At 67.6% G+C, this 13342-nt stretch carries 10 protein-coding genes; 3 read left to right on the top strand and 7 right to left on the bottom strand.

Features of this window, described 5'->3' with window-relative positions:
- The first annotated feature begins 517 nt into the window (after nucleotides 1–517).
- A complete protein-coding gene (locus tag ACM0PK_RS19920; protein ID WP_414606792.1) occupies nucleotides 518–1705 on the top strand; it encodes a benzoate/H(+) symporter BenE family transporter in 1188 nt (395 codons plus the stop codon).
- A gap of 6 nt (nucleotides 1706–1711) precedes the next feature.
- On the opposite strand, the gene ACM0PK_RS19915 is transcribed toward ACM0PK_RS19920, so the two are convergent.
- The 5 genes from ACM0PK_RS19915 to egtB all read right to left on the bottom strand — a co-directional run bounded on the left by ACM0PK_RS19915 (nucleotide 1712) and on the right by egtB (nucleotide 7037).
- Nucleotides 1712–2485: a DUF2628 domain-containing protein gene (locus ACM0PK_RS19915; protein ID WP_414606791.1), complete on the bottom strand. Its 774-nt coding sequence runs from the start codon at nucleotides 2483–2485 to the stop codon at nucleotides 1712–1714.
- Nucleotides 2486–2535: 50 nt separating this feature from the next.
- The gene (locus tag ACM0PK_RS19910; RefSeq protein WP_414606790.1) at nucleotides 2536–3402 is read right to left on the bottom strand and encodes a D-hexose-6-phosphate mutarotase; all 867 of its coding nucleotides are present in this window, start codon (nucleotides 3400–3402) and stop codon (nucleotides 2536–2538) included.
- A 40-nt stretch (nucleotides 3403–3442) separates the two neighbouring features.
- The gene (locus ACM0PK_RS19905; protein ID WP_414606789.1) at nucleotides 3443–4711 is read right to left on the bottom strand and encodes a lytic murein transglycosylase; all 1269 of its coding nucleotides are present in this window, start codon (nucleotides 4709–4711) and stop codon (nucleotides 3443–3445) included.
- 83 nt (nucleotides 4712–4794) lie between these two features.
- Entirely contained in the window at nucleotides 4795–5769 is a 975-nt protein-coding gene (egtD, locus tag ACM0PK_RS19900) for an L-histidine N(alpha)-methyltransferase (RefSeq protein ID WP_134972185.1), read from the bottom strand.
- Nucleotides 5766–7037: an ergothioneine biosynthesis protein EgtB gene (gene egtB / locus ACM0PK_RS19895; protein WP_134972184.1), complete on the bottom strand. Its 1272-nt coding sequence runs from the start codon at nucleotides 7035–7037 to the stop codon at nucleotides 5766–5768. The genes egtD and egtB overlap by 4 nt, the downstream gene beginning before the upstream one ends.
- A 162-nt stretch (nucleotides 7038–7199) precedes the next feature.
- Here egtB and ACM0PK_RS19890 point away from each other — a divergent pair, with 162 nt between their 5' ends.
- Complete coding sequence (locus ACM0PK_RS19890; protein WP_134972183.1) at nucleotides 7200–8480, top strand: GGDEF domain-containing protein; 1281 nt, start codon at nucleotides 7200–7202, stop codon at nucleotides 8478–8480.
- Nucleotides 8481–8483: 3 nt separating this feature from the next.
- Here ACM0PK_RS19890 and ACM0PK_RS19885 read toward each other — a convergent pair whose 3' ends face one another.
- Nucleotides 8484–8876, bottom strand: a complete 393-nt coding sequence (locus tag ACM0PK_RS19885) for a YchJ family metal-binding protein (RefSeq protein WP_134972190.1) — start codon at nucleotides 8874–8876, stop codon at nucleotides 8484–8486.
- 102 nt (nucleotides 8877–8978) lie between these two features.
- Here ACM0PK_RS19885 and ACM0PK_RS19880 point away from each other — a divergent pair, with 102 nt between their 5' ends.
- The gene (locus ACM0PK_RS19880; RefSeq protein WP_005411690.1) at nucleotides 8979–9758 is read left to right on the top strand and encodes a sulfite exporter TauE/SafE family protein; all 780 of its coding nucleotides are present in this window, start codon (nucleotides 8979–8981) and stop codon (nucleotides 9756–9758) included.
- Nucleotides 9759–9955: 197 nt separating this feature from the next.
- Here the strand turns inward: ACM0PK_RS19880 and ACM0PK_RS19875 are convergent, their stop codons facing one another.
- Complete coding sequence (locus ACM0PK_RS19875) at nucleotides 9956–13336, bottom strand: ATP-binding protein (RefSeq protein ID WP_053496750.1); 3381 nt, start codon at nucleotides 13334–13336, stop codon at nucleotides 9956–9958.
- Between the last annotated feature and the right edge of the window lie 6 nt (nucleotides 13337–13342).

Here is a 13342-nt window from a genome sequence, read left to right as displayed (position 1 = left end):
AAGATACCTGCGCATACTTTCAAAGATCCGGGGAAGTGGCCTCAGCGCCGTTCCCGTGTGCTGCGAAGTTTCCTTCGTAGCGAGCCGCCCATTATAGCCGGCTTTTCCGCTTCGTCAACACCTTTTTTCAAGGCCGTCTCACCGGAGTGGACGTTGTTGCCGATGCTGCTTCGTCGTTGGACCCGAGGGTCTTTCGTCGTTGCGAGCCGCCTATTATGCCGGACTTTTCGAGTCCGTCAACACCTTCGTTCGATCAACGCGTTCGTCGGTGGTGGCGTCGCTGTTCGCGTGTCGTTTCCGGGGAAGCGATGCGCTGCAGCAAGGGGGCGAATTCTAGAGATCCTGCGGATTTCGTCAAGGCTTTTTTTGCATGGTGATGACAGAAGCATCGCGACATCACGCATGACGTACGCTCGAAGATCACGGCAGCGTTGCCCGCGCGTTGCGCGGTCAACGCCGCAACCCCTCTATCAATGCAGGGATGCACAATGCAGGAATGCACAGTGGAGACAGAGCAATGAGCATGCAGGTGCGGCGCGCGTGGTGGCGCGATCTTTCGATGCCGGCCATCGTCGCTGGCTTCATTACGGTGCTGGTCGGCTTCGCCAGCTCAGCCGTGATCGTGTTCCAGGCCGCCCAGGCTGTCGGCGCCGACCAGGCACAGATCGCCTCATGGATGTGGGCACTGGGACTGGGCATGGGTGTCACCTGCATCGGGCTGTCGCTGCGCTATCGCGTGCCGGTGGTGACCGCATGGTCGACACCGGGCGCGGCGATGCTGGTGGTCGGTGCCGGTGGCGCCTCGCTCGCCGAGGCCACCGGTGCATTCCTGGCCGCCGCAGTGCTTGGCATGCTGGCAGGCTTCTCCGGGGTGTTCGCACGATTGATGCAGCGGGTGCCGATGGCGCTGGCCGCCGGCATGCTGGCCGGCGTGCTGCTGCGCTTCGGTCTGGACGTGTTCGTGGCCATGAATTCCCAGCTGGTACTGGCACTGGCAATGTTCGCCACCTGGCTGGCGGGACGCCGCCTGTTCCCGCGCTATGCGGTGATCGCCACACTGCTGGTCGGCATCGCGGTCGCAGCCAGCCGTGGCCTGCTGCACGCACAGCAGGTGCAGCTGCAACTGGCGATACCGCAATGGGTGACCCCGTCCCTGTCCTGGACTGCGGTAGCCGGCATCGCCCTGCCCCTGTTCGTGGTCACCATGGCCTCGCAGAACATTCCCGGTGTGGCAGTGATGCGTGCCTCCGGCTACGACGCCCCGGTGTCACCGCTGATCGGCTGGATCGGTGTGGTCAATACACTACTGGCGCCGTTCGGTGCGTACGCGCTGAACCTGGCCGCGATCACCGCCGCGATCTGCATGGGCCGTGATGCACATGAGGACCCGGCACGACGCTATACCGCCGCCATGGCGGCAGGTGCCTTCTACATCATCATCGGACTGTTCGGCGCCACCGTGGCCGCACTGTTCGCGGCCTTCCCCAGCGAGCTGGTGGCGTGCGTGGCCGGTATCGCGCTGTTCGGCACCATCGCCAACAGCCTGGCCAGTGCGCTGGCGGTAGAGCGGGACCGCGAGGCGGCACTGGTCACCTTCCTGGTCACCGCCTCGGGCGTCTCACTGGCCGGCATCGGCTCGGCGTTCTGGGGGCTGGTGGCCGGTGCGCTGTGCCTGCTGGTATTGCGGCCCCGTCAGGGCCGCTGACCTGCCCTACCCCGCCAGTGCGGCGCCGACGGTGCTCAACACCACCGAGATGACGATGGCGGCCAGTGTAGCGACCACGCTGGTGCCGCCGCGTGCGGTGAGCTCGCTGTGCAGCCGTGCGTCATCGCCGCCGCTGACGGCACGAGCCTGGGCGATCAGGCGCTGGCAGTGTGCCAGGTACCAGGTGTTGCCAAAGGTGCCGGTGGCGACGCTGAGCGCGATGGTGATGACCAGCGACACGCCTTCGGGCACATCCAGCATGGTCTCCACCACGCTGATCAGCAGCAGCAGACCGACCCACATTGCCGCCAGGCGGTACATTTTGCGGTACATCATCCAGATCGGGCCGAGCAGGAAGGCCGGCCAGTGCCAGGTGCCACTGCCCGTGGCAATGCCCTGATCCAGCCGCCAGCGCTGGCGATAGATCGGGAAGTTGCCGCCGACCACGCTGGCGTACAAGGCCCTCTCGCCCTCCAGCCCCGCAGCCGCAGCCCTGTCCGGTACAGCGACCGGCGCACGATAGGGATCGGACGGATCGCCGACATTCGGCGCAATGCCCTCAACTGCAGGGGCTGCGTCGATATCCGGGGCCGGACCCACCTCGATGGGGGTGGAAGCCTGCTCCAGTTCGGCCAACGGCCGCCATGAGGGCATGCCTTCGCACCAGAGCAGGGTGCGCGCCGTAACCGTCCCTTCCCGCTGCAGCTGGCGAAGACCGGCCAGATCGACCGGCCCACTGCTCTGCCTGCCATTGGCGTACCACCATTGTGCTTCCCGCATGTTTTCCGTCCCTGCTACCTGCCTCGACAAACTGGAACCGCTGCCAGCGCCTACAGCGCGGTACTGCCCAGGGTCTGCACCAGTTGATGGCGCGCACCCGCCGCAAGCGTAATCTGCTCTGGCCCGGCGTTGGCCACTTCCAGGCACACGTAATCGTGACAACCGTCGCCGACATCGGCCATCTTCGCCGCTGCCTCCATGCCGGGGTTCCAGGCCACCAGGGTCTGGCTGCCTTCGCTGCGGATCTCGATCCGCCGCTGCAGGACGGGATCGCGAAGCACGTAGTGGCCGCCGGCACCGGTATAGATGCGGTCGCTGCGCCCCGGATCCCGCGGGTCACGCAGTGACCAGGGCCCCTGCTGCTGGCGCAGCTGCGCGCCGTCCTCGTACTTGTCCAGGTACTGCAGGCCGTCGAGGCCATCGACCTCGACACAAGTGGCATCGCCGACCCGGAAGTAGCTGTGCAGGGCCTGGGTGAAGGTCACCGGCGAGGTTCCGGTGTTCTCGGTGACGAGCTGCTGGCGCAGCTGGCGGCTGATGCGCAGCTGCATCTGCAGGCGCAGGCCTGGATCGGCGCAGAGCGCAGGTGCCAACTGCAGCTCGACCTCGCCATCATCGCTCTGGGTGGCCTGAAGAAGCTCCCAGCGCGCGGTACGTACCAGGCCATGCGCCGGTACATCGGCACTCTGGCCCTGGCGGCCGAACCACGGCCAGCACACCGGGACGCCACCGCGGATGGGCGTGGGCAGCTCGGCGCGCGTGGGCGAAAGCCAGAACAGATCGGGCTGCCCATCGGGAATGAACGACAGCAGCTGGCCACCAAACACACTCACGACCGCTGTGGCATTGGCGGTTCGCACCTGCCAGGCCTCCAGGCCGTGATACAGGCCGGTGCTGATGTCCGGATTCGACTGCATGCGATGACGCTCCTTGAAGACCGCGGCGATGATGTCGCGGTCAACGTGCCGCCGGCAAGGCATTCTGCCCAGCGGGTGCGATGGCGGCCGCCTCTTCCTGCAGCGTGCGCAGGATGCGCTGGCCTGCGCGGCCGTCCACCTCGCTCCAGCCCAGGCGCTGCTGCTCGGCCTGGATCGCGCGACGCGTGGCGGTACCGATCATGCCGTCGGCGGCACCGATGTCGTGGCCGCGGGCCAGCAGCAGGGTCTGCAGCTGGCGACGCTCATCGCGGCCCAGGCCTGGATCGTCGGTCGGCCAGGCGGTAGCCAGCCCGTTGCCGCCGCGCAGCTGGTCGGCAAGCGTCGCGATCGCCAGCGCATAGCTTTCGGCAGCGTTGTAGCTGTAGATCGCGTCGTAGTTGCGGAACACCAGCAACGCAGGGCCCTTGTTGCCGGCCGGCAGCAGCAGGGCGGCGCGCGCATCCGCCGGCAGGTTGGCCGGAGCCAACGCGCTGCCATCCAGCGCGGTCACGCCCTGCGCGCGCCAATCGGCCAGGGCACGACGCTGGGTGCGGCCGGCCTGGCTGGCGTTGAAGCCGGCGGGCACATGCACCTCCATGCCCCATGGTTCGCCACTGCGCCAACCGGCACGCTTGAGGTAGTTGGCGGTGGAGGCCAGTGCATCGGGAATGCTGCCGACCAGATCGCGGCGGCCATCGCCATCACCGTCCACGGCGATGCGTGCATAGGTGCTGGGCATGAACTGGGTGTGCCCGAAGGCACCGGCCCAGGAGCCGGTGAGCCCCTGTGCCTGCAGGTCGCCGCGGTCGATCAGCTTGAGCAGCGCCAGCAGCTCACCGCGGAAGAAAGGTTGGCGGCGGCCGGCGCACGACAGCGTGGCCAATGACTGCAGCAGCGGGCGCTTGCCGAACACGCCGCCGTAGTCGCTCTCCACGCCCCAGACCGCGACGATGGTGGCCGGATCGACGCCATACTGGGCCGACACGCGATCGAGCAGGTCGCGGTGCTGCTGCAGCAGGGCGCGACCATCAGCCACGCGCTGGCGATCGACCAGCGCGGCCAGGTAGTCCCAGATCGGCGTGGTGAATTCGGGCTGTGCATCGAGCAGGCCGAGCACGCTGGGGTCCGGGGTGAGCCCGGCGGTGATCTCGTTGAAGCGGTCAGCGCCGATGCCCTGGGTCGCGGCGGTGGCCTGCAGGCCCGCCAAGCAGCGGCTGAACGCCGGATCGGTGCTGGCGGCGGAAGCCGCAGGCAGCGTCGGGGTCGACGCAAGGGCGGCCGCCAGGCCGAGCGTGGTCAGAACAGGCATGGCGTCCTCCGTGTTGCCGTTGCACGGCCATCTTAGGGGCAGCGGTGCCGCCGAACCTGAAGGGGCACCGGCTGGCCACCACCTCAGGCGCGGCGCAGCAGGCGCAGGCCATAGGCGGGGCTTTCGGCATCCCATCGCTGCGCCACCTGCAGGCCCGCCTGCCGCAACAGCGCGTCGAAGCTGTCCTCGGTGTACTTGTGGCTGTACTCGACGCGAATGGGTTCACCGGCGGCGAAGTGGAAAATGCGGCCATCCAGGTGGACGTCCTGTGCCCGCTGGCTGACCAGATCGGTCTCGATGCGCAACCGCGCGGTGCTGTAGCGTGCACGATGACGGAAGCCATCGAGATCGAAGTCGCTGCCGATCTCGCGGTTCAGGCGGGCCAGCAGGTTGAGGGTGAATGCGGCGGTGACGCCCTGCGCATCGTTGTAGGCCGCCTCGATCAACGCCGGGTCCTTGTGCAGGTCGATGCCGACCAGGGCCAGGCCATCATGCCCCATGGTCTGGCGCATCGCGCGCAGCAGCGCGACCGCGTCCTCGCCTTCAAAGTTGCCCAGCGTGGAACCCGGGAAGAACAGCAGCCGTCGCGCGGATTCGCGTTCGGGCATGGGTACGGCGACGGGACGGGTAAAGTCGGCACAGACCGGCAGCATCTCCACCTCGGGCAGCGCCGGGGCCAGATGGTCGATGCTGGACAGCAGCGCGGCACGTGAGATTTCAATCGGCGTGTAGGCCACCGGGTCGTGCAGGGCGGCCAGCAGCAACGCGGTCTTGCGGCCACTGCCGCTGCCCAGTTCCACCACGTGCAGGTGCGGCCCGACGCTTCGGGCGATGTCCGGCAGTACCCGTGAAAGCAGGGCCAGCTCGGTGCGCGTGGGGTAGTACTCGGGCGTATGCGTGATCTGCTCGAACAGGCGCGAGCCGCGTGCATCGTAGAAGTACTTGGACGGCAGCTGGCGGGGCGTGCGCAACAGCCCGGCCACCACGTCGGCAAGGATCTGCTGGCGGCCGGGAGTGAGATCGGTCAGCGCCTGCAGCGCGTCCTGCACTGTACTCATGCGAGATCCCTGGCCAGGCGCAGCCCGGAGAACTGCCAACGCGCTGGGGGCATGAAGAAGTTGCGGTAGCTGGCACGCACGTGACCACGCGGCGTGGCGCAGCTGCCACCGCGCAGCACCCATTGCCCGCACATGAACTTGCCGTTGTATTCACCGAGGTTGCCGGCGAAAGGGCGAAAGCCCGGATAGGCGCCATACGCGCTGTGGGTCCATTCCCATACATCGCCGAACAGCTGCCGCAGCCCACTGCCCTGCCCCGCCCGAGGGTGCAGCTGATCGTCGTCGGCAAAATGGCCACGCAGGGGCTGCGACGCAGCGGCGGCTTCCCACTCGAACTCGCTGGGCAGGCGCGCACCAGCCCAGCGCGCGCAGGCATCGGCCTCGTAATAGCTGAGGTGGCAGACCGGCGCATGCGGGTCCAGCTCTCGCCAACCGCCGAGGGTGTACTCGCGCTGCAGGGCATCGTCCCAGTACAGCGGATGCTGCCAGCCCTCGGTTTCGCGCAACGCCCAGCCTTCGCTGAGCCACCAGCGCGGCTCGCGGTAGCCGCCAGCCTCGATGAAGGCGAGGTACTCGCCATTGCTGACGGGACGCTCTGCCAGTGCGTGTGCGGGGAGCAGCACGCGATGCGCCGGCGATTCGTTGTCGTAGGCGAAGGCGGCGTGCTGCGGCCAGGCTGCGGCGCCAATGGTGACGATGCGTTCGGGTGATTCGGTCCAGCCCTGCGCACTGGCAGCGCTGGTGGCAGGCTGCAGGTCCTCGCGGTAGGCCGGCTGCAACGGATTGCACCAGAACGCATGCTTGATGTCGGTCAACAGCAGTTCCTGGTGCTGCTGTTCGTGCTGCAGGCCCAACTGCAGGTGGTGCAGCGCCTGCGCGTCGAGGTCACCCGCCGCCAGTCGCGATTGCACCTGTGCATCGACCTGCTGGCGGTAGTCGCGCACCTGCTGCAGCGAGGGCCGCGACAACAGGCCGCGTTGCGGCCGCGCGTGCGCTGGACCGATGCTTTTGTAGTAGCTGTTGAAAAGATAGTCCCAGGCTGGGTCATGCGCCGGCGCGCGGGCGAATCCTGCCAGCACGAAGCGTTCGAAGAACCAGGTGGTGTGGGCCAGGTGCCACTTGCTGGGACTGGCGTCGGCCATGCTCTGCAGCATGGCGTCCTCTGCACTGAGCGGTGCGGCCAACTGCAGGCTGCGGGCACGCACACGTGCGAAGTGGTGGGCGAGGTCGTGCTGCGGGGCAGCGACGGCGGTGGGTACGCTGTCCATGCCTACAGCATCGGCGCAGTGCGGTGAGTGCGACGTCATGGCGGCACACTGCCCCATTCACATGGTTGCGTACCTTTTCAAAAAGCGCGTGTTCAAGAAGCGGGTGAGGACGCCGCTAACGGCAGTGTTGCGGCCGCATCGTCACCGCACTGGACTTCCTGCGTGCCCCTGCATCCACTCCGCCAGCCTGCGCATTACCTGTTCGTGCTGCCCGCCGTGCTGGTCGTCCTGGTGCTGTGGATGGCACTGGGCACCGAGGATGTGGCCAGCCCGGCCCAACGCATCCTGCCCTGGCTGCTGGCCTGCCTCGGCGCGGGCCTGGCCCTGCTCTACCACCAGATACGCACGTTGTGCCTGCTGCTGGTCGTGGCGGTGGTGTTCGCCCTGCTGCACCGGGACGTCGGCGGCTACCTGCGCAGCGGCCATGTCGACGCCTTGACTCCGTTGCGCTTCCACGCAATCTCGGCCTGGGTGCCGCTGCTGTTTGCCGGGCTGGCACTGTGGCCGGAACGCGGACGCCGACGCCAGGACCTGCTGCTGCGCAGCGTGGTCTGCGGCGCGGCCCTGGTGATCTTCCTGCTGCTTGCGGCGCAACAGCCGCAGGGCATGCACGATCTGCTGTCGAGCCGTCACTGGGCCTGGATTCCCGCCGACTGGAATGCGCTGGCGCAGCTGCCGGCGCTGCTGTTCCTGCTGGCGACCGCAGCGCTGGGCTGGCAGGCGTGGCGGCATCCGCGGCCACTGCACACGGCGATGCTGCTGGCCCTGCTGTGCCTGTGGTGGATGCTGCCGCGGATCTTCCTGCAGCCGGTACTGCTGCCGGCGCTGAGCAGCGCCGCCCTGCTGCTGATGCTGGGCGCGATGCTGCAGGAATCCTTCCACATGGCCTTCCGCGATGAGCTGACCGGCCTGCCCGGGCGACGGGCGTTCAACGAGACCCTGCAGCGGGCGCGCGGCACCTACAGCATCGCGATGGTGGACGTGGACCACTTCAAGTCGTTCAACGACACCCACGGCCACGATACCGGCGACGACGTGCTGCGCCTGGTGGGGTCGCGGCTGGCGCGTGTCGGCGACGGTGGCCGAGCGTTCCGCTATGGCGGCGAGGAATTCGCAGTGGTGTTCCTGGACCGCCCAGCGGCGGCCTGCATTGAGGCCGTCGAAGCACTGCGGCAGAGCATCGAGGACACCCGCATGCAGCTGCGCGACCGCAGCACCCGCAGCCGTGACGACGAAGCCGGCCGTCAGCAGCGCGGACGCGGCGGCACCGGCCAGGTGGTGCAGGTGACGGTGAGTATCGGGCTGGCCGACAGCCGCGTGGATCCGCGACCGACGGCAGTGGTCAAGGCCGCCGACCAGGCGCTGTACATGGCCAAGGACGGAGGTCGCAACCAGGTCCGCGCGCACGGTGGCCAGCGCCTGCTGGCTGCATCCAGTGCGTAGGGCTCAGACCGCGTCGAGGTAATACCAGCGGCCGTCGATGCACCGGAATCGGCTGTGCTCGGTCATTCTCACCGCGCTGCCGCCGCCGATGCGGTAGCGCGCGGTGAAGCGCACTTCAGCACTGTCTGCGCCGGTGACCGTGTGGTCGTGCACGGTCAGGCCCAGCCAATGGGTGCGCTGGCCTGGCGCGTCGTCCAGCGACAGCTCGGCCGGACGTGTGTCCGGGTGCCAGGTGTGGCGCAGGTAGCCGGCCAGGCCCCTCACATAGGCGCTGTAGCGCGAACGCATCAGGCGCTCGGCATCGGGCGCGGCCTCGCCGGCATGGAAACGGCCACAGCAGGCGGGATAATCGGCGGGAAGGCCACAGGGGCAGGGATCGGCGGATTTTCGGCTCATGCCGGCATTGTCGCCGGGTTGCAGGGATTGATCCACGCGCGGCGGCAGTCGCCCGGATCAGGACAGGCGTATGCTGTCGCGCCCCCACATTGATTGATCGCCGTGCTGGAACTGGTTCCCCCTGAGTTGTGGTGGCTGGTGGTGATCGCCTTCATCGCCGGTCTTGTGGATGCTGCCGTGGGCGGCGGCGGCCTGGTACAGCTGCCCGGCCTGTTCACGGTGCTGCCACAGCAGACGCCGGCGATGCTGTTTGGTACCAACAAGTTCAGTTCGATGTTCGGTACGGGTGCGGCTGCCTGGCGCTATGCGCGCAATGTGCGCTTCCCGTGGAAGCCGGTGCTGTTCGCGGCCGGCACCGCTTTCATCTTTTCCTTCGCCGGGGCCACGGCGGTCAGCCTGCTGCCGAAGGATGCTGTACGGCCGCTGGTGCTGGTGCTGCTGGTCGCGATGCTGGCCTACACGCTGTGGAAGAAGGACTTCGGCGCGTTGCACCGGCCGCAGGAGATCGGCCGCCGCGAACTGGTGATCGCGCTGGCGATCGGTGCGGCGATCGGCTTCTACGACGGCTTCTTCGGGCCAGGCACCGGCAGTTTCCTGATCTTCCTGTTCGTGCGCTTCTTCGGGCTGGATTTCCTGCGCGCGTCAGCGGCGTCGAAGGTCGTGAACCTGGCGACCAACGTGGCAGCGATCTCGTTCTTCGTGCCGACCGGCAACATCCTGTGGCTGTTCGCGCTGCCAATGGCCGCAGCCAACATCATCGGTTCGGTGGTGGGCACGCGCCTGGCGCTGAAGGGCGGCACGCCCTTCATCCGCAAGCTGTTCGTGGGGCTGGTGGTGGTGCTGATCGCGCGGATGGCGTGGGATACGTTCCGCGCTGCGTGAATGCGCGTCATGACCCGGTAGGTGCCAACCTTGGTTGGCACGCCGTTTCCGGTCGCAAAGAGCAGCCGAGCATGGCTCGGCTCTACGGAATGCCTGGGCGCGGAGTGTTGCCGGCCAGCGGCCGGCACTACCGGATCATGAACCCCGCCCCTGGGTAGTGCCGGCCGCTGGCCGGCATTCCCCTTCAATCGGCCGGGTCAGGCCTCGGCTTCTTCCGGTTCGTTGGCCTGCTGGCGGCTGCGCTCCGGCAGCTTCAGGCGCTTGCCCTCTTCGTCGTACTCGATCAGCAGTACGCCGGAGTCGTGGCGGCCGCTGATTTCGACGAAGCAGGCGCCACCGATGAACGGCTCCAGCGTCATCACCGACTTCAGCGGGGTGGCGACCACCATCTGGAAGCCGAAGTTGTCGAAGATGTTCATCGCCAGCGCGGTGAACTCGTTGTCGGCCTTGTCGAAGGCCTCGTCGAGCACGACCGCCGCGTAACTGGGCAGCTGGCTGTCAGCGCCGCCGAGCTGGTAGCGCAGCGCTGCTGCCAGGCAGGTGGTGGCCAGCTTCTGGCGCTGGCCACCGGACTTGCCGGCGCCGCTGCGGTAGATCTCGACCTGCTGGCGCGTTTCCGCATCCAGCTCGACGCCGATGAACTCCACGTGCATGCGCACGTCCAGCACCAGCTCGCGCCAGCGCTTGTCCTCGCCTTCCTGCGAGCCGAGGCGGTTGACCAGCTGGCGCAGCACGGTGAACTGCGATTCGGCCAGCTCGCGCTGCTCGGTCTGCTGCTGCGACAGCACCTCGCGCAGCTGCAGGTGGAACTCAGCGACCTCCGGCAGGCGGCGGTCGCTCAGTTCGATGGTCAGCAGCGTGCCACGGTTGAACGGCACCTGCTCCAGGCTGGCGTTCACCTCGTCCAGGCGCTGGCCGATCGACTTGCGGGCCTCTGCGCTGTGGCGCTGCAGGGCCAGCAGGTTGTTCTTGCTCTGGTTCTGCAGCAGGTCGAAGAAGCGCTCTTCGTGCTGTGGCAGGCCGTCGCGTTCCAGCCGTTCGAGGCGTGCGAGGAAGTCCTCGGCCGAGGCCACCGACACGGTGAAGTCGCCCGACTCCTCCGGCCACTGCTGGATGAAGCGACGGAAGCAGCCGATCAGCTGGTTCTCGATGCGGTTGAGGTCCTGCTGCGAGGACGACAACTGCTCGTTCAGCGCGTTGCTGACCTGGCGCATGTGCGCTTCGAGCGTTTCCAGGCTGAGCGGACCCTGTTCCTGCAGGCGCTCGGCGAGGCCGGCTTCCTGCTCCTGGGCCAGGCTCGGCAGCACCAGTGCACGGCTCTGCTGGCGTGCGCGGTCCAGGCGATCACGTTCCTTGACCAGCTGGCCGCGCTCAACGCGGACGTCTTCATAGGTGCGGCGGGACTGCTCGATGTCGGCGCGCACGGCGTCGATCTGCTTGGCCAGCTTGGCGAGATCGGCGTTGCCTTCGCGCAGGTCGCGCAGGGTGGCTTCGATATCGCTCAGGCGCTGCTGCGGAGCGGCGATGTCGATCTCGTTCCAGCTGATGCTGACCAGCTCGTGGCAGGCCAGGCGGCGTTCGTTGTCGCGGTCACGCTGCCCGCGCAGGCGCGCGATGTCGGTCTCGCAGCTGGCGATGCGCTTGGCCAGTTCCTGTGCTTCGCGCTCGAAGGCGCCCACCTTGTCGTGGTTGTTGAAGCCGAGGATCCAGCGACGGCGGTCGCCCACCGCACTGCGGTCGTCCTTCTCGAAACGGTCGCCGGGATGCTTGACCTGGCCTTCGCGGGTGATGCCGCGGTCGACGTTGCGCAGCTGCTTGGCATCCACGCATTCGTAGTCGAAGCGCTTGCCCAGCTCGCGGCGCAGCCAGCTTTCGAATACATGCTCGCGCAGTTCAAGCTTGTGCAGCAGCGACTTCGCCGACGGCTCACGGGCGAATGCATCATCGTTGCGGCGCACGCGGTAGTAGGTGAAGCGCATGCCAAGGTGGGTACGGTTCACCCATTCGGCGACGTCGTTGTAATGCTTGTCGTCGACCAGCAGCGACAGCGCGAAGCCACCCAGCACGCGCTCGATGGCACCCTGCCAGCCCTGCTCTTCCGAGCGGACCTGGATCAGTTCGCCGACGAAGGGCAGTGCCGCCTCGGCGATGCCGGTTTCCTCGGCCAGGCGCGCGCGCAGCTTCTGCATCGGCGCCGGGATGTTGGAGGGCGTGCGCTGCATCGCTTCAAGTTCGGCACGGACCTCGCCGAAGCGGCGCTCGTCATCGCGCTTGCCGCCCAGGCGGTCACTGATCGCGTCGTCCAGTGCCGAGGAGGCACGCTGGCGGTCCTGCAGCTCGTTCTGTGCGCGCTCGACCAGTTCGGCGAAGCCATGGGCGTCGTCCGGCAGTTCGGCCCCCAGCTGCTGCGCCGCCTGGCGTGCCTGCTCGCGCTTGGCCTGACGGCGGTCGCGCTCAGCTTCGGCACGACCCTGCTCGCGTTCCAGTTCCTCGATGCGCTCACCGCCCTGCTGGCGGCGCTGCAGCTCCAGTTCGGCCAGGCGCTCGGTGTGATTGTCCAGTGCGGCACGGCGCTGGGCTTCTTCGCCAAGCAGGCCGCGGTCACGTACGTCCATCTCGCGCAGGCGCGCCTCGATCAGCGCTTGGCGCCGGCTTTCGCGGAAGCTGTCAACACCGAGCTTCAGCGCTTCGTCGTCGCCACGACGGCGGTGCATTTCCTTCAGATCGTTGTAGTAGGCGCGCGCCGGCAACAGGGTTTCCACCTGACGGCGGGCAGTGACCACCGCCTGGTGCGCGCCATCAAGCTCGGCGAAGTCGCTGACCAGGCGCTCGGCGGCGTCGAAGGTCTTCGGCGTGTCGAGCATGAAGTCACGCAGGAAGACGTTGAGGTCGCCCAGGTTCTTCGCCGACTGCGTCTTGTGCAGCAGGCGCAGTGCCATCTCGTTGTCGATGCCGAGCAGGTCGCGGAAGCGCTCGGCGTAACCGGAGAACGTGTCGAAGTGGTGCAGGTCGGGCAGCTTCTGCTTCAGCTTGCGCAGGTCCAGGTCGAAACCGCCGAGGTCCTTGGCGATGTCGAACGGGCGCTCGGCGATCATGTAGTGCTTGCGCACGTCACCGGCCGAGGTGCCATTGCCGGAGATCCACAGCAGGCGCACCAGGCTGACCACGCGGCCATCGCCGGCGCGGTATTCCAGCACCAGCGCGGTCCAGGTCGCGCCCTTGCGCAGGTACTGAGTGGCGATTTCGCCGGTGCCGCTGTCCTGCTGGTCGGCCCACGCGCCGCGCACGTAGGACACCAGGTTGCGGTCGCGGCCACTGCGCTCGGCTTCACGCGCAGCGGCGTTGAAGTCGACGATGGCCGGTGGCGTCAGCAGCGCGGACATGGCATCGAGCAGGGTCGACTTGCCCGAGCCGGAGCGGCCGACGAACAGGAAGCCGCGCTCGGCGATCGGTACTTCGGTCAGGCCGTTGAAGGTGCCCCAGTTGTGCACCTGCAGGCGGCGCATGCGGAACTGCTGCAGGCGCGGGTCCGGCAGGCCTTCGTTGAACAGGGCGGGAGTGTGCTTGGAGATAGCCATGCGATG

Source organism: Stenotrophomonas sp. FR010 (assembly GCF_047520755.2).
Taxonomy (GTDB): Bacteria; Pseudomonadota; Gammaproteobacteria; order Xanthomonadales; family Xanthomonadaceae; genus Stenotrophomonas; species Stenotrophomonas sepilia.
This window is presented reverse-complemented; position numbering and strand designations above follow the sequence as displayed.